Annotated in this window: 20 protein-coding genes and 1 pseudogene; 13 read left to right on the forward strand and 8 right to left on the reverse strand. The window is 63.5% G+C overall.

Translation table 11 applies throughout. From position 1 onward, the window contains the following. Positions 1-22 precede the first annotated feature (22 nt). The 5 genes and pseudogenes from GH665_RS01240 to GH665_RS01255 all read right to left on the reverse strand — a co-directional run bounded on the left by GH665_RS01240 (position 23) and on the right by GH665_RS01255 (position 4474). Complete coding sequence (locus tag GH665_RS01240) at positions 23-1093, reverse strand: homocysteine S-methyltransferase family protein (protein ID WP_153134353.1); 1071 nt, start codon at positions 1091-1093, stop codon at positions 23-25. A 314-nt stretch (positions 1094-1407) separates the two neighbouring features. Next, complete coding sequence (locus GH665_RS01245; protein WP_028198981.1) at positions 1408-1665, reverse strand: BTH_I0359 family protein; 258 nt, start codon at positions 1663-1665, stop codon at positions 1408-1410. Between the two features lie 117 nt (positions 1666-1782). Continuing rightward, positions 1783-2051: pseudogene (locus GH665_RS39610) on the reverse strand (3-oxoadipate enol-lactonase); the annotation flags it as partial. A gap of 42 nt (positions 2052-2093) precedes the next feature. Then, positions 2094-3416 carry a DUF3108 domain-containing protein gene (locus GH665_RS01250; RefSeq protein WP_153134354.1) on the reverse strand — a complete coding sequence of 441 codons (1323 nt, stop codon included), beginning with the start codon at positions 3414-3416 and terminating at the stop codon, positions 2094-2096. Positions 3417-3577: 161 nt separating this feature from the next. Further along, positions 3578-4474: an IclR family transcriptional regulator gene (locus GH665_RS01255; RefSeq protein WP_153134355.1), complete on the reverse strand. Its 897-nt coding sequence runs from the start codon at positions 4472-4474 to the stop codon at positions 3578-3580. 124 nt (positions 4475-4598) lie between these two features. On the opposite strand from GH665_RS01255, the gene GH665_RS01260 reads away from it, so the two are divergent. The 6 genes from GH665_RS01260 (at position 4599) to rfaE2 (ending at position 11191) form a co-directional block, all read left to right on the forward strand. Continuing rightward, positions 4599-5582 (forward strand): fumarylacetoacetate hydrolase family protein, encoded by a 984-nt coding sequence (locus GH665_RS01260; protein WP_153134356.1) that lies wholly within the window; start codon positions 4599-4601, stop codon positions 5580-5582. A 301-nt stretch (positions 5583-5883) separates the two neighbouring features. Beyond that, entirely contained in the window at positions 5884-7104 is a 1221-nt protein-coding gene (locus GH665_RS01265) for an ABC transporter substrate-binding protein (protein WP_153134357.1), read from the forward strand. 128 nt (positions 7105-7232) lie between these two features. Continuing rightward, entirely contained in the window at positions 7233-8129 is an 897-nt protein-coding gene (locus GH665_RS01270; protein WP_153134358.1) for an enoyl-CoA hydratase/isomerase family protein, read from the forward strand. Between the two features lie 191 nt (positions 8130-8320). Further along, a complete protein-coding gene (locus GH665_RS01275) occupies positions 8321-9130 on the forward strand; it encodes a PhaM family polyhydroxyalkanoate granule multifunctional regulatory protein (protein WP_153134359.1) in 810 nt (269 codons plus the stop codon). A 585-nt stretch (positions 9131-9715) separates the two neighbouring features. Next, positions 9716-10588 carry a ferritin family protein gene (locus GH665_RS01280; RefSeq protein ID WP_028198988.1) on the forward strand — a complete coding sequence of 291 codons (873 nt, stop codon included), beginning with the start codon at positions 9716-9718 and terminating at the stop codon, positions 10586-10588. Between the two features lie 120 nt (positions 10589-10708). Continuing rightward, on the forward strand, positions 10709-11191 hold the full coding sequence (rfaE2, locus tag GH665_RS01285; protein WP_153134360.1) for a D-glycero-beta-D-manno-heptose 1-phosphate adenylyltransferase: 483 nt from the start codon (positions 10709-10711) through the stop codon (positions 11189-11191). Between the two features lie 90 nt (positions 11192-11281). Here rfaE2 and GH665_RS01290 read toward each other — a convergent pair whose 3' ends face one another. Genes GH665_RS01290 through GH665_RS01300 form a run of 3 tightly spaced genes read right to left on the reverse strand, consistent with a single transcriptional unit; the run spans position 11282 to position 13293 of the window. Continuing rightward, positions 11282-11521: a hypothetical protein gene (locus tag GH665_RS01290; protein ID WP_153134361.1), complete on the reverse strand. Its 240-nt coding sequence runs from the start codon at positions 11519-11521 to the stop codon at positions 11282-11284. Between the two features lie 54 nt (positions 11522-11575). After that, positions 11576-12391 carry a type III pantothenate kinase gene (locus tag GH665_RS01295; RefSeq protein ID WP_153134362.1) on the reverse strand — a complete coding sequence of 272 codons (816 nt, stop codon included), beginning with the start codon at positions 12389-12391 and terminating at the stop codon, positions 11576-11578. After that, on the reverse strand, positions 12388-13293 hold the full coding sequence (locus GH665_RS01300; RefSeq protein ID WP_153134363.1) for a biotin--[acetyl-CoA-carboxylase] ligase: 906 nt from the start codon (positions 13291-13293) through the stop codon (positions 12388-12390). The genes GH665_RS01295 and GH665_RS01300 overlap by 4 nt, the downstream gene beginning before the upstream one ends. A 106-nt stretch (positions 13294-13399) precedes the next feature. On the opposite strand from GH665_RS01300, the gene GH665_RS01305 reads away from it, so the two are divergent. From GH665_RS01305 to GH665_RS01335, 7 genes are all read left to right on the forward strand, one after another. After that, positions 13400-14533 (forward strand): MlaE family ABC transporter permease, encoded by a 1134-nt coding sequence (locus GH665_RS01305; RefSeq protein WP_153134364.1) that lies wholly within the window; start codon positions 13400-13402, stop codon positions 14531-14533. Continuing rightward, positions 14530-15408, forward strand: coding sequence for an ABC transporter ATP-binding protein (locus GH665_RS01310; protein WP_074285595.1), 879 nt, complete (start codon positions 14530-14532; stop codon positions 15406-15408). The genes GH665_RS01305 and GH665_RS01310 overlap by 4 nt, the downstream gene beginning before the upstream one ends. Positions 15409-15424: 16 nt before the next feature. Next, positions 15425-16387 (forward strand): MlaD family protein, encoded by a 963-nt coding sequence (locus tag GH665_RS01315; protein ID WP_153134365.1) that lies wholly within the window; start codon positions 15425-15427, stop codon positions 16385-16387. A 34-nt stretch (positions 16388-16421) separates the two neighbouring features. Continuing rightward, positions 16422-17048 (forward strand): ABC-type transport auxiliary lipoprotein family protein, encoded by a 627-nt coding sequence (locus tag GH665_RS01320; RefSeq protein ID WP_153134366.1) that lies wholly within the window; start codon positions 16422-16424, stop codon positions 17046-17048. 31 nt (positions 17049-17079) lie between these two features. Further along, complete coding sequence (locus GH665_RS01325) at positions 17080-18237, forward strand: VanZ family protein (RefSeq protein ID WP_153134367.1); 1158 nt, start codon at positions 17080-17082, stop codon at positions 18235-18237. Between the two features lie 151 nt (positions 18238-18388). Further along, positions 18389-18712 carry a (2Fe-2S) ferredoxin domain-containing protein gene (locus GH665_RS01330; protein WP_153134368.1) on the forward strand — a complete coding sequence of 108 codons (324 nt, stop codon included), beginning with the start codon at positions 18389-18391 and terminating at the stop codon, positions 18710-18712. An 8-nt stretch (positions 18713-18720) separates the two neighbouring features. Further along, positions 18721-19365, forward strand: coding sequence for an alpha/beta hydrolase (locus GH665_RS01335; protein WP_153134369.1), 645 nt, complete (start codon positions 18721-18723; stop codon positions 19363-19365). The last annotated feature ends 278 nt before the right edge of the window (positions 19366-19643 follow it).

A 19643-nucleotide genomic window follows, 5' to 3' on the forward strand; every position in this document is an offset into this window, starting at 1 on the left:
CGGCTCAGCGGCGAGCCGCGGCTCAGGCCGCGTTGCGGTATTGACTCGGCCATTGGCGCGGTTTCACTTCTGCCAGCGCCTTGGCAATTGCCGCAATATGCTCAGGCGTCGTGCCGCAGCACCCGCCGGCGATATTTACGAGGCCTGCCTGCGCGAACTCCTTCAGCAATCCCGACGTATCCGCCGGCAATTCGTCAAAACCGGTATCGCTCATCGGATTCGGCAAACCGGCGTTTGGATAGCACGACACATAGGTGTCGCACAGCTTTGCCAGTTCGGCGATGTACGGGCGCATCAGCGCCGCGCCCAGCGCGCAGTTCAAACCGAAGGTGAGCGGTTTGGCGTGACGCAGCGAGTTCCAGAAGGCCTCGACGGTTTGTCCTGACAGAATCCGGCCCGATGCATCGGTGACGGTGCCCGAGATCATGATCGGCAGACGCTCGCCGGTGTCTTCGAACAACTCGTCCAGCGCGAACAGCGCGGCCTTTGCATTGAGCGTGTCGAAGATCGTTTCGACGAGAAACAGGTCGCAACCGCCGTCCAGCAACGCCTTCGCCTGCTCGTAGTACGCCGTGCGCAGTTCGTCGAAGGTCACGTTGCGGGCGCCCGGATCGTTCACATCAGGAGAAATGCTCGCGGTCTTCGGCGTCGGTCCGATCGCGCCGGCGACAAAGCGCGGCTTGTCGGGCGTCGAGTACTTGTTGCAGGCGGCGCGCGCCAGCTTCGCCGATTCGAGATTCATCTCGATGGCGAGGTCTTCCATTCCGTAGTCGGCCTGCGCAACCGTGGTGGCGCCGAACGTGTTGGTCTCGATGATGTCCGCGCCCGCCGCGAGATACTGCTCGTGAATCTCGCCGATGATCTGCGGTTGCGTGATCGACAGCAACTCGTTGTTGCCTTTGATGTCGCGCCCGTAGTCTTTGAAGCGTTCGCCGCGATAGCGGGCTTCGTCGAGCTTGTAGCGCTGGATCATCGTACCCATGGCGCCGTCCAGAATCAGGATGCGCGACTTGAGCAGCGCGGGTAGTTCCGCGCCGCGCGTGTAGGCGGCATCGGCACGGGCTGGCTTGGCGATTTGAGCAGGCTGGTTCATGGCGGACGAGGGCTTGCGCCGGCTTTTGCGGGAAACCTGTCATTGTAGCCGCTGTGCGGCGGTTCCGCCGGGCGCAGGCCGGGCGGGGGCGCGTCCGGCGGCTGCCGCCAGCGCGGAAACACAATGACGAAAACGAAATGATGGAAACAACGGGTTGAAACCAGGGGCGGAAACAACGGTGGAAACAGAACGGCCCAGTCAGGTGAAAGCCTGCTGGGCCGTGTTACTACTGCTAACCGACTTGTAAAGGCCGCCGGCTAAGCCGGTCGGCGCGGTCGATGGTTGTCGCCAAACCGTTACGTTAAACCCTTCGGTTAGTGAAGAATCACCGGTTGATGCATCAGGCTGTCGAATTGCCCGAGGAATTCGTCGACCTCGTCGAGCGACGGTTCATCTTCGATCAGTTTTTGCACGTGCTCGCGGAAGCTCGCTGCCATTGCACCGTCTATGTAGATTTCGCGCTGCATGTTCTTGTCCACGATCTCATAGCCTCCTGATTTCATGGCCAGAGGACCTTCCTGCGGCGGAAACTCGACGACACAATAGTTGGGGCTGTTATAGATCATTTGCATGGCGACACTCCTTATTTCCGTTGGCTCCTGGCCATTCCTGCGCCATAGGTGGAGCTTGTGGTGTGGAATTCAAGGGGTGGGTCCGGATTGACGCTTGTGAAGTTCCGAACCTACCGGTTAGACCGGCTTTCCAAGAAACGTTTCAAGCAGTGCAGCAAAACGGTGAGATTGTTCGATCGGCGTGAGACGAGCCGCATCGAGCATTCGAACTGTGCGCCTTCGAAGGCGTCTGCTATTGCCTGCGTTGCAGCAGGTGGCGTGCCCGTATCGTGGCAGCCCACCACGGTCAACGTCGGGCGACATACTGTTACCAGCTTACCGCGTACACGGAAATCTCGCAGGGCTTCACACGCCACGGCGTAGCCTTCTGACAACGTAAGTGTTAATTCGTGAAAATTTCTGCGATCTGTTCGAGACCCTACCCGAGTTCAGGGCTTTTCTGGCAGGGTGTCAGGAGCGGTCGAATTGACCGATGAGGCAGAGGCGGCTTTGGGCGTCATCGCGGGTGCGTTGGTCGTGGACGGCTGGTTTGCCGGACTGCCAGACGAAATAATGTCGCCACCGTTGGCGCCACCAGCACCGTTCGTACCGTTGGTGTCATTGGAACCGTTGCCCGGAGCGTCGGTTTCGTCTGCATTGAGCTTGCCGCGCCACACGAGTTCGACTTGCGTGCCGTTCGGCTCGGTCTGCATGATTCGCGCGGGCAGCCAGCCAAGCGATGGCGCGAGCCATACGTCGATACGGCGCAGATCGCCATCGTGGCGAGGCAATCGTTTGAAGTGACGCGTCTCGAGATAACCCTGCGCGGTGCGGATAGTCTCGTCGCCGATTGTTTCGATGGGCCAGTTCTCCCCGCTATCGTTATCGACGACGAAAAATTGCCGCGTCACACCCGGCTTGTAAGCGGCAGGGTCGCCACGCACGAGGCTGGCAAGCTGCATCACCATGCTGAAGCGGTCTTGCGCACCGTCCGGCAGCGGCAGTGAAGCCGGTGTGCGTGTGAAGACGATCATTTTGTCGGTGCGATTGAAGATCGCCACGTCTTCCGGACGACGGCCACGTTTTTCGATGTACTGATCCGGCGCGAGGCCGAATGCATCGATGCGGCCATGGCTCGAATACGTGAACGTGCCGACGAACGGCAGTGGCACGGAAACGACCATCTCATAGCTTTGCGCGTTGCTGGTCCAATGGATTGTGCCGGGCTGGTTGCGCACGCCGTTATAGAACGTGTCGTATTGCAGTTCCCCGGATGGCGGAACAGAGAATTTCACACCCGCTGCAGCTTTGGGCGCGCTGGCGGGGGCGGGAGCACTGGCCGCGCCTGAGGCGGCCGCACTCGCATTGGCTGTGGCATTGGAAGGGCTCGTCGCGGCGGCTGCGCTCGCCACGGTATCGGACGCGGCCGTGACCGCGGGTGCCTGCTTTGCCGGTTGCATTGCCGTCAGCACGTGTTCGCGAGGTTTGCTCGCGGCGGCCTTGTGCGCCGGCGCTGGCGCCGCAGCTTTGGGCGCCTCGGCCGCGGGATTGCGCTCGACCCGCTCGGGTGTCAGCAGGGCGACCTGCACGGGCACATGCTCGTTATCCGATGGATTCAGCGTCGCGCGGTTGCGTTCGACCCATTGCGCCGCAATCCAGTGCAGGACGGCCACCACCAGCAGAACCGCAAGCCATCGCCACACTCGCAAACCGGCGCGCGGCCCGGCGAGCGGCGTGCGATCAGTGCGGCGTGTGGCGGAAGGTGAGGACATGGCCGGGTGAGTTCGAACGGGCAGACGGTAACGGAGTAGGCGGGGACATATCCAGCACCCCTGCGCGGCGGCAATGGCAAAAGCCGCCAGGTCTGGGCACGGAACGGGCCGCGAACGGATTCGACCCGCCGCCGGCGAACGATGTTCCTGAACTCAGCGCGTCAGCGCGGCGACGCACTATACCCGAGCTCATACGAAAGCTTTTGCGCACAGTCGCGTAGTGCCGTATCGATCTCGCCACCCCAGCGAATATCGAACGCGCCTTCATGACCGAGCGCGACCAGGCCGAGCGCGAGATCGCCGGTCGAGTCGAACACCGGCATGCAGAACGCGTGGATGGTCGGCAGCAACATGCCTTCAACACGCGCCGCTCCGTGCTGCCGCACCTCCGCCAGCACCTGCTCGACGGCTTCCGGCGTACGCGGGCCGCCCATGTACGACGAGCGGCGCGAGTCGGCCAGTTCGCGCTCCAGCATCGCGGCGGTTTTGCTCGACGGCAGATAGGCGGCGAACAGCAAACCCGTGGCCGAACTGAGCAGCGGCATTACATCGCCGAGTTTGAGCGACGCCTTGGCCGGATGACTCGATTCCATCCAATGGACCATCGTGGGCCCCTGATTGCCCCATACCGCGATGCCCACAGTCAGATCGAGGCGGTCGCGCAGTTCGGCAAGCGCAATGCGCGCAAGCTTCACACCGTCGACGCGAGCAAGCCGTGCCAGCCCCAATTGCAATGCGAAGCCACCCAGTTCGTACCGGCCCGACAGCGGATCCTGCGCCACCACACCGAGACGCAGGAAGCTCACCAGATAACGGTGCGCTTTGGCCGGGCTCATGCCTGCCCGCTGGGCCAGATCGCGCAGCATCATCGCGCGCGGTTCGTGGGTCAGCACCTCGAGCAATCTGAACCCGACTTCGATCGACTGGATGCCCGAGCGCAGCTTCTCCTCGCCAGCCTCGATGCTTTCGTCGTCGGATTCGGGCGTGCCGTGCGGTTCGAGCGGTTCAGCGGAGTCGGCGTCGGTGCGGATCGCGCCGGAGCGGGCAGTAGGCGGCATGAGCAAGGCGCACGGAGCGCGTTCAAAAGCAGTGAGAAGTGAGAAAGGGCGCGGGTACTTGGGCCGCGCCGATTCACCATCGTAGAATAGATTCCTTCTATCGTCACTAACGGTTCACTTTCCTATGAAACTTGCCACGCTGAAGGACGGCACGCGCGACGGTCAACTGATCGTCGTGTCCCGCGACCTGCACACCGCGGCCATCGCCGACGCGATCGCGCCCACCATGCAGCGCGTGCTCGACGACTGGGCCTTCTACGCGCCGCAACTACAGGACCTGTACGACGCGCTCAACCAGGGCCGTGCGCGCAACACCTTCCCGTTCGACGCCAGGGAATGCATGGCGCCGCTGCCGCGCGCGTTCCAGTGGGCCGACGGTTCGTCGTACGTGAACCATGTCGAACTGGTGCGCCGCGCGCGTGGCGCGGAAATGCCGCCGGAATTCTGGACCGATCCGCTGATGTACCAGGGCGGCAGCGACGACTTCATCGGGCCGAAAGACGATGTGCTGTGCGCGTCTGAAGAATTCGGCATCGACTTCGAAGCGGAGGTCGCCGTGATCACCACCGACGTGCCGATGGGCGCTACGCCCGATCAGGCGCTGAGGAGTGTGCGTCTGGTGACGCTCGTCAACGACGTCTCGCTGCGCAATCTGATCCCCGCTGAACTCGCGAAGGGCTTTGGCTTTTTCCAGAGCAAACCGGCCACGTCGTTCGCGCCGGTGGCGGTGACGCCGGACGAACTCGGCGAGAGCTGGCGCGAAGGGCGCCTGCACCGGCCGATGATCGTCCACTGGAACAACAAGAAGGTCGGCCAGCCCGACGCCGGCACGGACATGGTGTTCCACTTCGGGCAACTGATCTCGCACGCCGCGAAAACGCGTAATCTGCGCGCCGGTGCGATTGTCGGCTCGGGCACGGTGTCGAACAAGGACGCGAAGCGCGGCTATTGCTGCATCGCAGAGAAGCGTTGCCTCGAAACCATCGAGCACGGCGCGCCGCAAACGGAGTTCATGAAGTTCGGCGATACCGTGAAGATCGAGATGTTCGACGAAGCAGGCAAGTCGATTTTCGGTTCGATCGATCAGGGCATCGCGCCGCTGGACTAAAGCGACTGATTGAGACGCGGGTTTTTGCGCGAGAGGTGGCATCGAGGCGGCGTCGGCACGTGCTTTATTTGACATCTACGAAAGGGTTTCGCCCGATGCCGGCGCCACCACGCGCCGCTACACTGACTGGCGCGGTGGCGCGCCACGGGGTAGCGGCTGTCCGTTGCATGTGGAACCAGCGTGAAACAGCACGTGAACTGGGCGCCGGCAGCACACCGGTGCAACGCAGGCACAGCGCAAGCACAAGACAAGCAGCACATCGGCAGTACATCAAAACGAAAAACCGACGTGAGGAGACAGCATGCCGCGATTTGAATCACTGGAACGAGAAACCCGGCGCGCTCGCGCATCGAGCGTACGCGCAACACCATCCAGGCGCGGGCTCGGCCGCCTTGCCGCTGCGCTATGTGCCGCGCTACCCACCATCGCCTTGGCGCAGGTGAAGATCGGCCTCGTGCTGTCGCTGACCGGGCCGGCCGCGTCGCTCGGGATTCCCGCGCGCGATACCGTCGCGCTGCTGCCCAAACAGATTGGCGGGCAGAACGTCGAATACATCGTGCTCGACGACGCGTCCGACACCACACAGGCGGTGCAGGACACCAAGAAACTGATCTCCGAGAATCACGTCGACGCGATCATCGGATCGTCGATCACGCCGAATTCGCTCTCCATGATCGATGTGGTTGCCGACGGTGAAACGCCGATGATCTCACTGGCCTCGTCGGCGAAAATCATCGAACCCGTGGACGCTAAACGCCACTGGGTGTTCAAGACCCCGCAGACCGACGCAATGATGGCCTCGGCGATCGCCGCGCACGCCAGCGCACACGGCGTCAAAACGATGGCGTTCATCGGCCAGGCCGATGCGCTCGGCGAAACGTTCTACACCGAAGTCGCCAAATTCGCGCAGTTGCATCACATCGATATGGTGGCGAGCGAGCGCTTCAATCGCACCGATCCGAGCGTGACCGGCCAGGTCCTGAAGATTCTCGCGACCCACCCGGATGCGGTGGTGGTCGGTGCTGCCGGCACGCCCGCCGCGCTGCCGCCGAAGACGCTCAGGGAACGTGGCTACAAAGGGCTGATCTATCACAATCATGGGGTCGGCAATAACGACTTCCTGCGCGTGTGCGGCGCCGATTGCAACGGCACGTTCCTGCCCGCGAGCCCGGTGCTGGTCGCTGCGCAATTGCCGGCGGATCATCCGGCCAAACGTCTCGCGCTCGACTACATCGCGCGCTTTGAAGCGTTGCGCGGAGCGGGCAGCGTGTCGGCGTTCGGTTCGTACACGTGGGACGCCGGCATGTTGCTCGGGAACGCGATACCGATCGCGCTCAAGCAGGCCGCGCCCGGCACACCTGAATTTCGCCGTGCGCTGCGCAACGCGCTGGAAGCGACGCGTGGTCTTGCGGATACCAACGGCGTGGTCAACATGAGCGCCACCGATCACCTCGGACTCGATCAACGGGCCCGCGTGATGGTCGAAATCAAGAATGGGAAGTGGGTTTATCAACCGAATTGAGTTTGCGTGGGGAGTTTGTGTGAGTTTCGCGCTGACATAGCGCGAAACAGGCCGAATGAGCTGAACCTACCGAAGGGGCTCTTAAGGCGACGGTTTCAACAGATACATCGATAGACGGATTGCTCACCATGTCTCAGGCACCACACCGTAACGACGCGTTTTACGCGCACTACCAGTCGCTGCAATTGCACCGTCATCCGCACGGCGTGCTCGAAGTCGTGATGAGCGGCGAGGGCGCGAACAAAAGCGGGCTGGCCACCGCCAACGCGCGGATGCACTTCGAGCTCGCCGAAATCTGGCGCGATATCGATCGGGATCCCGAAACGCGTGTCGCGATTATCCGCGGCGAGGGCAAAGGCTTTTCGGCGGGTGGCGACCTGCAACTGGTCGAAGACATGGCGACCGATTTCGACGTCCGCGCACGCGTGTGGCGCGAGGCGCGCGATCTGGTCTACAACGTGATCAATTGCAGCAAGCCGATCGTTTCGGCGATGCACGGTCCGGCGGTCGGCGCGGGGCTCGTGGCAGGTCTGCTCGCCGATATCTCGATTGCGTCGAAAACGGCGCGCATTATCGACGGCCATACGCGCCTTGGCGTTGCCGCCGGCGATCACGCGGCCATCGTCTGGCCGCTTCTGTGCGGCATGGCGAAAGCCAAGTACTACCTGCTGCTGTGCGAGCCGGTGAGCGGCGAGGAGGCTGAGCGGATCGGTCTCGTGTCGCTTGCCGTCGATGAAAACGATCTGCGGCCCAAAGCATTCGAAGTCGCGCAAAAACTGGCCAACGGCTCGCAAACGGCGATTCGTTGGACCAAATACGCGTTGAACAACTGGCTGCGCTCGGCCGGCCCGGCGTTCGATACGTCACTGGCGCTGGAATTCATGGGTTTCGCCGGGCCGGACGTGCGCGAAGGCGTGACCTCGCTGCGCGAGCGGCGCGCGCCGGATTTTGGCGGCGCGGACCCGTGGAGCGGACGGCCGCGGCACACGCCGGACAGCGGCGCCAAGGACGACGAAGGTTCCTGAAACCGGCGACCGGCGCAGCTTGCGCAAAGCCTCCGCCGGTCCGCGCTTGAGGTGCCGCGCGAGGGGCGCAAACGGTTGTCCGAAGCGCTGCCCAAACTCAGCGTGGTGCGCCGCGCCGCGCGCGGTATGATCGAATCAGACGCGTCCGGGATGGCGCTATTTCCTTCCCTTTATGCAGCGAGGCGACAAGCATGACCGATACACCTGGCACCACGCCGCCCTTTCCCGGTTTCCCCGGGTTTCCGCCCGCTGAAATGCTCGAACGCATGTGGGGCATGATGCGTCTCTCGCCGTTCAGTTCGGCGTTTTCCGGCGGGCAGGCGGGCAGTAGCCTCGGGCCGTCGCTGTCGATGATGTCCGACATGATGGCGCCGCTGACCAATGTCGAAGAGCTCGACAAGCGCATCACGGATATGCGCGCGGTCGAGCAATGGCTGAAGCTCAATCTGAACATGCTGCAATCCGCCATTCAGGCGCTCGAAGTGCAGCGCGCCACGCTCGCGACACTGCGCGCATTCGGTGCGTTCGCGCAGTCGTCGATGGCGCAGCCGGCTTCCGCCGGTGCGGCGCCGAGCCCCGCGCCGGCTGGCTGGCCGCATCCGGAGGCAGCTTCGGCTTCAAGTCCGGCTTCAAGCAATGCGAACTCGTCGGCCGCCGCCGAGCCGGCAACCGAGGAGGGTGAGGTCGCTACGCCGCCGTTCGACGCCTCCGCCTGGTGGAATCTGCTGCAATCGCAGTTCAACCAGATCGCCCAGTTTGCGATGACGCAACCCGCTGCGGGCGCCTCCGCGTCAGGCGATTCGGCGACGGACTCGCCCGGAGCGGCGGGCGCTGCGGCGTCGGCAAAGGGTGCGGCTGACGCACCGGATGAAGCCGCTGACGCCGGGCCTGCCGCCAAACGGCCGGCGGCGAAGCGGGCCGCGTCGGCAACCTCGACTTCGACGGCGAAGCGTGCCGGCAGTACGGGCACCGCTGCGCGCGCGACGAAGAAACCCGTTTAACGGTAGGCGCGAAGCCGGGCGATGCAACCCACGCGATGGCGGCGCAAAGCCCGGCGGACTCTCGGCGCGGCGAGGCAAATTCGCCACATGTCATGGTTTTGACCCCGATCGTCCGCCACACTTCGTGAATCGGATTGTTTATTGAGAGAAGTCAATCGGGCACCAGAATTGCGACTGTTAGTGCACGGGATCCGTAAAGTCAGCGTGCTATCATTGTGTAAGCTTCATTTGGCTTTTGGGCGTGCACTGAAAAACAACCAATCCAGCCGCCCTTGCTCCAATCGCCGCCGGTATCCCCGGCGCAGGGCTGGACGGTGCGGATTCATCGCAAACTGGCTCGACCTCAGGCATAGGGTATCCCTCACCCACGGTTGGCCGCGTAGCGCGTAACTTCTGGTTAGCAGCGCCGCGCAAACGGCTGGACTTCTTTGCTGCCCGATGCATCTAGGCAGCCGATTACCGCGTAAAATTGAATGCTTGGCCGATAAACGGCGCACAAAACAGTGCGTTTCGTTCGTCATCAGCAAAAGTGCTACATGTAGTAGTGACAGACACAGACAGTATGCGCAGAACAGGGGTGGGACTATGAACACCATGCTTTATCCGGAACTTTATAAATCGCTCGAATCCGTTCGATGGGACATGGAGAAAGACATTCCCTGGGACAAGTTCGATGCATCGCTATTGACCGACGAGCAGGCAGCGACGATCAAGATGAACGCGATCACCGAATGGTCGGCGTTGCCCGCCACGGAAATGTTCCTCCGTGACAACCATCACGACAGCGATTTTTCCGCATTCATGAGCGTGTGGTTCTTTGAAGAACAGAAGCATTCGCTGGTGCTGATGGAATATCTGCGCCGCTTCAAGCCGGAAATGTGCCCGACCGAAGAAGAGCTGCACGCCGTGCGCTTTGAATTCGACCCGGCGCCGCCGCTCGAAACGCTGATGCTGCACTTCTGTGGCGAAATCCGCCTGAACCACTGGTATCGCCGTGCAGCCGAATGGCACACCGAACCGGTCATCAAGGCCATTTACGAAACCATCTCGCGCGACGAAGCGCGCCATGGCGGCGCGTATCTGCGCTACATGAAGAAAGCGATGGTGCAAACCGGTGACATCGCGCGTGCTGCGTTCGCCAAGATCGGCGTCCTGATGGCATCGGCTCGCCGCACGGAAAAGCCGCTGCACCCCACCAACCTGCACGTGAATCAGGCGCTGTTCCCGCGCGACACGATTCAATCGCGTCTGCCGGATCCGGAATGGCTCGAGCGCTGGCTCGACGAACAGATCCGTTTCGACGACGGTTGGGAAAAGAAAGTGGTGGAGCGGATTCTGCACAACCTGTCGATCCTGTTCGAGCGTACGTTCAACACGGCGCAGGAATTGAACCGCTATCGCAAGGAAGTGGTCGCGCGCCTGCAGGCCGATCAGAAATCGGCGGAACAGCCGGCTTGATGATTTAGAAGGCTTAAGGTTTCATGAACGGCCCGGCAGGCGTCAGCTTGCCGGGCCGTTTTGCTTCATGCCGTTCGCCGTGTATCGTGGCGGCACTTCTTTTTTCTTCGCGACTCCATCATGGCTGCTACTTTTGAACGCAAGATTCTTACGCGCGACGCGCTGGTGAAGCTTCGCGCTTCGATGGCCGCCCCGGTTGTCTTTACCAACGGGGTGTTCGACATCCTGCACCGCGGGCATGTGACTTATCTTGCCGATGCCAAAGCGCTCGGTGCTTGCCTGATTGTCGGCGTCAATAGCGACGCGTCCGTGCGCATGCTCGGCAAAGGCGATGACCGGCCGATCAATAACGAGGCCGATCGGATGGCTTTGCTGGCGGCGCTGGAGAGCGTCGATTACGTGGTTTGTTTTGGCGAGAAAACGCCTGTCGAGTTGATTTCGGCGCTGCGACCGGATGTGCTGGTCAAAGGCGGCGACTACGACATGGATGCTCTGCCCGAATCGGCCATTGTGCGGGGATGGGGCGGCAAGGCGCTGGCGATTCCCTTCGAGCATGAGCGTTCGACCACCGCGTTATTGAAGAAGGTGCGCGCGCAAGGGTGAGGTGTTTGTCCGGGTTCGGACGGTGCTTTCTTCTTTTCGTCGCCGAAGCGAGACGTAGTGCCGGGGCTTGGCGCCCCTTGCCGCTTCTCTCTACTGCGGCAATGCCGATGCCGCTATCGGCGCCGCCGGCACCGGGCCGCCTACCACTGCCTGGTCGGCTGCTTCCGCTGCCGTGAGGGGTTGCACCTTCAACCATTCCGCGTGCAGCTGACGGTTCAGGTGGTTCGGCTCGCGGCTGCCGGCTGTGGGCGTCGGGCCGAATACGCCGCGCATCGCGACGAATGCCAGCATGTTGGCAAGAAACAATATGGCGATCAGCCAGCGCAGCATCGTTAGTCTTTCCCGGTCGATAAGTTCAGCCGCTGTTATCCGTATGGCCGCGACTCAGGCGCCGTCTGCCAATGTGCGTTCGGCGGCAATCAGCGCGAGCCCCGACAGCACCAGCGAATCGTGGCGAGTATGCGGCACTTTGAGCGCACTTGTCACTTCGTCCACGGCGCCGCCGCTTACCACGAGCCGTACTGGCACTTGCCACTCGTCCTGCAAATCGCGCCACATGCGTTCGATCAAACCGGCTTGCGCCAATGTGCACCCGGCCGACAACGAGCGCGGCGTATCGGTCGCGAAAAACGGGCCGTGGCGTTCCCCGCCTGACGTGGAATTCGCGTCGAGCAAGCCGCGTGCGGCGTTGGCGTCGAGCGTCGGCAGTTGCGCCGTGTGCTCGCCGAGCGAGCGCATCATCAAGGTCCAGCCCGGCGCGATCAGACCGCCGACAAAGCAGCCGTCCGCACGCAACGCTTCAAGCGTGGTAGCCGTGCCGAACGTCGCAATCAGCAGATTCTCGCGGGGAAACGCCGCGTGTGCGCCGATCAGGCCAGCCCAGCGATCGCTGCCGAGCGTATCCGGCGCCGTGTAGCTGTTGGTCACACCGCATTGCTGTGCGCAGGCACGGATCGTCGTACGCGGCAGTTGTGGCCAGTGAGTGTCGAGGAGTGCGGCAATTCGCGCCGCGACACTTTCGCCGGCCACGTTCGATAACCATGCGCCGCCCGGCGTCGGCAAACTCGACCAGTCAGGTTGGTCAGTGCCGCCGTGCGCAAGCGCGCCGGCCGCGATTTGCGTGCCGTCCGGCTTGACCAGCGCCCACTTGATGCGGCTATTGCCTGCGTCGATCAACAGATAAGGCGCGCCGCTCGTCATGCAGCACCGTCGGCCAGACGCAGCGAGACGTCACCGGTCGCCACAGTCAAACGGCCCGCGGCGGTGTTGAGCAGCAGTTGCCCGCGCTCGTCGACCCCTGCCGCCACGCCGCGTGCCAGCTCCTGACCTTGCTCCAGCAACACCACTTCGCGGCCTGCGTAGGCGTGCACGGCGTTCCAGCGCGCCTGGAACGGCGCGAAGCCTTCGGCGCCGAAGCGCTGCAGCGCCGGTTCAAGCGCATTCAGTTCCGCTGCCAGCGTATCGGTGAGGTTCGCGTTCGGCAGCGCGCGTTGCAGCGCGGTCGGCATGGTGCCGCGCGCCTGCGCCGGCACGTCGGCATTCAGCTTGCCGACCTTGGCCGCGAGTTCGTCCGCGCCCTTCACGTTGGTGCCGATACCGATCACCACGGCGCTCGCTTCGTCCGTGCTCCATGCGGTCTCGATCAGGATGCCGGCCAGCTTGTCGCCTTCGAGCAGGACGTCGTTGGGCCACTTCAGCGCGATCTGCCCTGGACCCGCGACGGGCAACGAGCGCAGCCCGTCGACCAGCGCCACACCGACCGCGAGGCTCAAACCCGCCAGCCCTTCGAGCGGCCGCGGCAGCACACACGCCACTGAAAACAGCAGCGCATTGCCCGGTTCGGCATACCAGGGGCGGCCACGGCGGCCGCGCCCCGCGGTTTGCAGATACGCGACCCGCACGATCGGGCGGGGCAGCGCGCCGGCTTTGCGCGGCAATGCCTTGACGCGCGTCATCAAGTCGGCGTTGGTCGAGCCGGTTTCCTCGACGATCTCGATCGGCCAGTCATGCGCGTGCGGGCCGAATAGCGCGACCGCGCGCTCGCGGTCGATGCGCCAGTCGGCAGCCGCAGCGGCTTGGGGTGGGGTCTTGGAGGCGTTCATGAGGCATATTGTAGCGACAGCGAACGCCGTGAGCCCACGAGCCCGGTTCATCAGCCGCGCCTTCGTTACAATGGCCCCTAATCCGATAACCAGATTGCAGCGATCCTTGAACTACGACACTCCGCCCGGCCTTGAAGTCGCGGCAGGCAGCCAAGGCAAGATCGTCCGGCTTTCGGGCCAGTGGACGGCGCTCGCGCTCGCACGCGACAAGGCCACCGGCCACGTGATCCCCTTGTTGCATTCGCTGAGCGGCGCCCAAGGCATCCACGAATGGGACCTGTCCCGTATCGTCCGGATGGACCACGTCGGCGGGCAGGCACTGTGGCGCGTGTGGGGCCACAGAATGCCGCCGGACACCACGCTCACCGACACGCAACGCGACATTTTCGAGCGCATCGCGCTGCTCGACACAGGGCGCGAAAAGGTCGAACCGGTGGTCAAGGTCGATCCCTTCACCCGCCTGGGCCTCTCGATCTTCTCGTTCTTCGAGCATCTGTACGGCGGATTCGGCATGCTCGGGCAAGTCGTGCTCGATATTCTTGCGATCCTGCGCAAGCCGAAAATCACGCCATGGACCGAAATCTCCGCGAACATCTATAACGCCGGCACCAGGGCGTTGCCGATCACCGCGCTGGTCGCGTTCCTGATCGGCATCGTGCTGAGCTATCTGTCGGCGCAGCAACTGCGGCTTTTTGGCGCGAATCAGTACATCGTCAATATTCTCGGGCTGTCGGTGATTCGCGAACTGGGGCCGGTGCTGTCGGCGATTCTGGTGGCGGGCCGCTCAGGCTCGGCGATTACCGCGCAGATCGGCGTGATGCGCGTCACCGAAGAACTCGACGCCATGCGCGTGATGGGCATTCCTCACGGCCTGCGGCTGATTCTGCCGCGCGTGGTCGCACTCGGCGTGGCGATGCCGCTGCTCGTGATGTGGACTAACATCATCGCGTTGACCGGCGGCGCGCTCGCCGCGAAGATCGTGCTCGGCATCGACATGAGCTACTTCGCACGCGCGTTGCCGGGCGTCGTGCCGGTCGCGAATCTGTGGATCGGTTTGGGCAAGGGCGTCGCGTTCGGCATGCTGATCGCGATCGTCGGCTGTCACTTCGGCTTCCGTATCAAGGCCAATTCGCAAAGCCTCGGTGAAGGCACGACCACCTCGGTGGTGACCTCGATCACCATCGTGATTCTCGCGGACGCGGTGTTCGCGATCCTCTTCCAGAACGTGGGGCTAGGATGATCGCGCCACTGACCCAGGCCGTACGCGGCCAACCGATGCCGGAGATCGCGGAGCCGGTGATCGAAGTGATCGACATCACCAAGCGCTACGGCCGCAACATCGTGCATCAGCATCTGAATTTCGACGTGCGGCGTGGCGAGATCGTCTCGATCGTGGGCGGCTCGGGTTCGGGCAAAACCACGCTGGTGCGGCAGATTCTCGGGCTGGAGCGGCCGTCGTCGGGAACCATCAAGCTGTTCGGCGAAGACATTTCCACCATTTCGCCGGAAACCGCGCTGCTCATGCGCAGCCGCTCCGGCATGCTGTTTCAGCGTGGCGCGCTGTTTTCGTCGCTGTCGGTGTTCGACAACGTCGCGCAGCCGTTGCGCGAACTCGGCAAGGTGCCTGAGGATCTGCTGCGCGACATCGTGATGCTCAAGCTCGAGATGGTCGGCCTGCCGTGCAAGCACGCGTCGAAGATGCCGTCGGCGCTCTCTGGTGGGATGATCAAGCGCGTGGGTATCGCGCGCGCCATCGCGCTCGAACCCGAACTGCTGTTTCTCGACGAGCCGACCGCCGGCCTCGATCCACAGGCATCCGACGAATTTGTCGAACTGATCTCGGCGCTGCATCGTGCGCTCGGTCTGACGGTGGTAATGGTCACGCACGATCTGGACACGATGATCGCGCTCTCCACCCGTGTCGCCGTGCTGGCGGACCGCAAGGTGCTGGTCGCCGCGCCGGTCGAAGAGGCGGCGGGCGTCGATCATCCTTTTATCCGCGAGTATTTCCTCGGCCTGCGCGGGCGCCGCGCGCTGCAGGCGCTGCCGCCGGAACGCCGCGCGAAATTGCCGCGCGCGGCGCTCGAATCGGCATCGTCCGAATTGCCGCTGTGAACCAGGGAACCTGACAATGGAAAACAAATCACATGCCTTCTGGGCGGGACTTTTTACGGTGGTCCTGCTGGCTGCGATCGCGGTGGCGGCTTTCTTGTTTAACGTCGACCGTTCGGTGCGGGTGCCGTACGACCTGATCGCGCGCACCAACGTTACGGGGCTGTATACCGACGCGGCGGTGCGCTATCGCGGGCTCGACGTCGGCAAGGTGCAGTCGATCAAATTCGACCGGGATCATCCGGGGCAGATTCTGATCCGCATCCTCGTCGACACGCACGCGCCGATCACGCACTCCACGTTCGGCAGCCTCGGGTTCCAGGGCGTGACGGGTATCGCCTTCATCCAGCTGGATGACAATGGGCGCGATCCGACGCCGCTCGCGTCGTCGGTGAAAGATGTGGCGCAATTGCCGATGCGTCCAGGCTTGCTCGATCAGTTACAGCAACGCGGCGACATCTTGCTGCGCAAACTCGAAAGAGTCACCGACGACGTCGACAATCTGTTGTCGCCGGAAATGGTTAGCCAGTTGCAGGGCACGGCCGCGAGCATTCAGAAAGCCGCCGACGGCGTCGCCACGCTGACCCAGCAGATGGCCCCGGCGGCCGGCAAGCTGCCCGCCACGCTGAACACGCTGGATCGCACGCTGGCATCGACCAACGAGCTGATCACCAGTCTGAACCGTCCGGACGGGCCGTTCGAGACCAATCTGAACAAGGTCGGGACGGCGGCGCAGCAAGCTGGGGACGCGCTGGTCTCAATGGACAGTTCGATTCAGGAACTGTCGGCGCGCGTGGGTTACGACACGCTGCCGCGCGTCAATTCGCTCGCCGAAGACGTGCGCTCGGCGGCCCGTTCGGTTGACCGCGCTGCTGACACGTTCAGCACCAATCCGCGCAGCGTGCTGTTCGGCGCACCGAAATCGGCACCGGGCCCAGGCGAAGCCGGCTTCACATGGCCCGCCGCGCACGCTGCTCAATGAAATGATTTGAAGGTTTTGAAGAAGGAACATGGTTATGTCACGCTCGATTCACCGATTGTTGTCCTCGAGCACCGCGCTTGCGGTATTGCTCGCGTTCGGCGTGTTGGCTGCCGGCTGCGCCGGCAACCCTGCGGCGATCTCGGACATTCGCTACGACCTTGGGCCGCCGAATCCGGCGGCCTCGGCCGGCACGTTGCCGGCAGTGAAGGTGCTCGATGTCACCGCGTCCGACAATCTCGAATCCGACAAGCTGATTTACCGGCTCAGCTACGCCGACGCACAGCAGACGGCGTCGTATGCGAATAGCCACTGGACCATGGCGCCGTCGCAATTGCTGACCCAACGTCTGCGCGGCGCATTGAGTTCGCGCGGCACGGTACTGACCGGCGCCGACGGCGTGCATGCCCCGGTGCTGAAGGTCGATCTGAGCGAGTTCGAACAGGTCTTCGATAGCCAGTCGGAAAGCCACGCGGCGGTCACCGCGCGCGCCACGTTGACGCAAAACGGCAAGGTGATCGGCCAGCGCACCTTCATCGCACGGGCGCCGTCCAGTTCGGCGGACGCGGCCGGCGGCGCGCAGGCGCTTGCCACGGCCAGCGACGATCTCGTCGCGCAGATCAGCGCATGGCTGGGCGTGCAGGCGCTGGTCGCCGCGCAATGACCGGCATGCAGCGCACGCAACGGAGCGCTGCATGAGCGTCAAATCCTGGCAGCGCCGCCCGTCGGCGCTTGCCCGGCAGGCCTTGGGGCTTTATGCGGCGCTGATCGTCTACGGTTCGTGGTATCCGTTTTCCGGCTGGCGTTCGCTCGGCCTCGCGCCGTTTGCGTATCTGTCCGATCCCATGCCGCAATACCTGACGGCGTTCGACGTGGTTACGAACGTGCTCGGCTATATGCCGTTCGGCGCGCTGGTGGTGCTCGCGGTGTATCCGCACTGGCGCGGCCCGCTGGCGGTTGCGTTGGCTTTCGTGCTCGGTGGATTGCTGTCGGGCGTGATGGAAGCGGTGCAGACCTATCTGCCGACGCGGGTTGCGTCCAATCTCGATCTGGCTGCCAACGCGCTCGGCGCGCTGCTGGGCGCGGCAATCGTGTCGCCGGCCACGGGCGCGTTGCTCGATCGCGGTTTGCTGCGGCGTTTGCGGCTGCTCTGGTTCGAGCGTGACACGGCGGCGCTCGCGTGTCTCGTCGCCTCGTGGCCGTTCGCGACGATGTATCCGGCGCCTCGCCTGTTCGGACTGGGCAACTGGCCGCGCGAGCTTTGGCTGCGTTTCGATTCGACGACGCAAGATGCGTTGCTCGCATGGACGCCGTCGGCGTGGCATGTCGGCACGTGGCCGGCGCTGGTTGCCGCCTGGTTGCCGGACGACGCCTGGGAAGCCGTGATCACGACGCTCAATCTGTTCGCCGCACTCGTGCTGGCTTCGCTGCCGGTGCGCCGCCATGCGCCACTGGTGCGGCTGCTGATCGTGTTTATCGTCACGACCTTGTGTGTGAAGGCGGGCGCGACATTTCTGCAATCGCAATCCGGCCTTGCGTTCGACTGGGCAACGCCCGGCGCGCTGGCAGGGCTCGTGGGCGGCACCGTCGCGGCACTGCTGGCGTTGCGCTTGCGACGCAGGTCGCGTGCCGCGCTGGCGGCCTGTGCGCTGACGGTGGCCCTGGTGTTCGTCAATCTGCTGCCGGTGAATCCGTATTTCGATGCCGTACTGGCCGACTGGCGCCAGGGCCGCTATCTGCATTTCAACGGTCTCGCGCACTGGATCGCGTGGATCTGGCCATATGCCGCGCTGGTGTGGCTCGCCTATCTCGTCGAACAGGTGTGGCTCAAGCGGCGCGCGAAGCCCGTATAAGCGCAGGCGGCGCGTGGGGCCGGTCGAATGACTGCACATCGTCCGCCGTTCGGCGGCTGCCAGCCTCGCTCGCTATAATCGTCCGCACAACAGGCGCGCCACAGCGCTAGCAGCGCCACTCCCCACTCTTACAGGCCCGCTCCCGGACATCATGGACTCCTTCTACAAGCACCACGTCTTCTTCTGCCTCAACCAGCGTGAACCCGGCGCGGAGCGCCCGAGTTGCGCGAATTGCAACGCGCAGGAAATGCAGGAATACGCGAAAAAGCGGGTGAAGACACTGGGCCTCGCCGGCCCCGGCCAGGTGCGTATCAACAAGGCCGGCTGTCTGGATCGCTGCGAACTCGGCCCGACGCTCGTCGTGTATCCGGAAGGCGTCTGGTACACCTACGTCGACAAGAGCGACATCGATGAAATCGTCGATTCGCACCTTCTAAACGGCAAGATCGTCGAGCGTCTGAAAATCGATCAATAAGCGTCGCCATGAATGTACATACACAGAAGTATCTGATCGACGGCCCGGTCGGCCAGATCGAGGTCGCGCTGGATCTGCCCGACGACATGCGTGAGAACGGCGCCGCGCCGCGCGGCATCGCGCTGGTCGCGCATCCGCATCCGCTGTTCGGCGGCACGATGGACAACAAGGTCGCGCAGACGCTCGCGCGCACACTCGTGCAGTTGAACTACGTGACGTACCGCTCGAATTTCCGCGGTGTCGGCGAAACGCAAGGCGAGCACGATGCCGGCATCGGCGAGCGCGACGATCTGCGCGCCGTGCTCGATCACATGCGCGCGCAAGCCGGGCAGGCTGATCTGCCCCTCGTATTGGCGGGCTTTTCGTTTGGCACTTTCGTGCTGTCGCACGTGGCGGCCAGGCTGCGTGAAGAAGGCCAGGCGATCGAGCGGATTGTTTTCGTCGGCACTGCGGCGAGCCGTTGGGAAGTCGCACCCGTGCCGGAAAACACGCTTGTGATTCATGGCGAGACCGATGAGACCGTTCCCATTCAGTCGGTTTACGACTGGGCCCGGCCGCAGGAATTGCCGGTTGTCGTGATTCCGGGGGCAGAACATTTTCTGCATCGCAAGCTGCACGTCCTGAAGCGGATCATCGTCGACGCATGGCGCTAATTGACGCCACGCGTGCGTTTTCCGGGGTACAGGTACGTGCAAACGCAAATTAAACGCCACCCTTTGCTCAAAGATACCAGGATAGCGCGCGTATAATGGGCGCTCTTTTTTGGGCGCAGCATCGCCCACCCGGCAGTTCGCGCGACGCGTAGCTTCTTTCTCGCGCGCAGCGGTGCCGGATGCGAGGCGTGCTGCGCGAACCGATCGCGCTGCCGGAAGTCCAATGGGCGCCGTGCCGTTTTTTACGGCCTGACGCTCGCCGACCGGCTCCTCCAAAC

This window comes from Paraburkholderia agricolaris (genome assembly GCF_009455635.1).
Lineage (GTDB): Bacteria > Pseudomonadota > Gammaproteobacteria > Burkholderiales > Burkholderiaceae > Paraburkholderia > Paraburkholderia agricolaris.

Coding starts and splice junctions, on each gene's coding strand:
- GH665_RS01240 (WP_153134353.1), bottom strand. CDS start 1,093: ATGAACCAGCCTGCTCAAATCGCCAAGCCAGCCCGTGCCGATGCCGCC.
- GH665_RS01245 (WP_028198981.1), bottom strand. CDS start 1,665: ATGCAAATGATCTATAACAGCCCCAACTATTGTGTCGTCGAGTTTCCG.
- GH665_RS01250 (WP_153134354.1), bottom strand. CDS start 3,416: ATGTCCTCACCTTCCGCCACACGCCGCACTGATCGCACGCCGCTCGCC.
- GH665_RS01255 (WP_153134355.1), bottom strand. CDS start 4,474: ATGCCGCCTACTGCCCGCTCCGGCGCGATCCGCACCGACGCCGACTCC.
- GH665_RS01260 (WP_153134356.1), top strand. CDS start 4,599: ATGAAACTTGCCACGCTGAAGGACGGCACGCGCGACGGTCAACTGATC.
- GH665_RS01265 (WP_153134357.1), top strand. CDS start 5,884: ATGCCGCGATTTGAATCACTGGAACGAGAAACCCGGCGCGCTCGCGCA.
- GH665_RS01270 (WP_153134358.1), top strand. CDS start 7,233: ATGTCTCAGGCACCACACCGTAACGACGCGTTTTACGCGCACTACCAG.
- GH665_RS01275 (WP_153134359.1), top strand. CDS start 8,321: ATGACCGATACACCTGGCACCACGCCGCCCTTTCCCGGTTTCCCCGGG.
- GH665_RS01280 (WP_028198988.1), top strand. CDS start 9,716: ATGAACACCATGCTTTATCCGGAACTTTATAAATCGCTCGAATCCGTT.
- rfaE2 (WP_153134360.1), top strand. CDS start 10,709: ATGGCTGCTACTTTTGAACGCAAGATTCTTACGCGCGACGCGCTGGTG.
- GH665_RS01290 (WP_153134361.1), bottom strand. CDS start 11,521: ATGCTGCGCTGGCTGATCGCCATATTGTTTCTTGCCAACATGCTGGCA.
- GH665_RS01295 (WP_153134362.1), bottom strand. CDS start 12,391: ATGACGAGCGGCGCGCCTTATCTGTTGATCGACGCAGGCAATAGCCGC.
- GH665_RS01300 (WP_153134363.1), bottom strand. CDS start 13,293: ATGAACGCCTCCAAGACCCCACCCCAAGCCGCTGCGGCTGCCGACTGG.
- GH665_RS01310 (WP_074285595.1), top strand. CDS start 14,530: ATGATCGCGCCACTGACCCAGGCCGTACGCGGCCAACCGATGCCGGAG.
- GH665_RS01315 (WP_153134365.1), top strand. CDS start 15,425: ATGGAAAACAAATCACATGCCTTCTGGGCGGGACTTTTTACGGTGGTC.
- GH665_RS01320 (WP_153134366.1), top strand. CDS start 16,422: ATGTCACGCTCGATTCACCGATTGTTGTCCTCGAGCACCGCGCTTGCG.
- GH665_RS01325 (WP_153134367.1), top strand. CDS start 17,080: ATGAGCGTCAAATCCTGGCAGCGCCGCCCGTCGGCGCTTGCCCGGCAG.
- GH665_RS01330 (WP_153134368.1), top strand. CDS start 18,389: ATGGACTCCTTCTACAAGCACCACGTCTTCTTCTGCCTCAACCAGCGT.
- GH665_RS01335 (WP_153134369.1), top strand. CDS start 18,721: ATGAATGTACATACACAGAAGTATCTGATCGACGGCCCGGTCGGCCAG.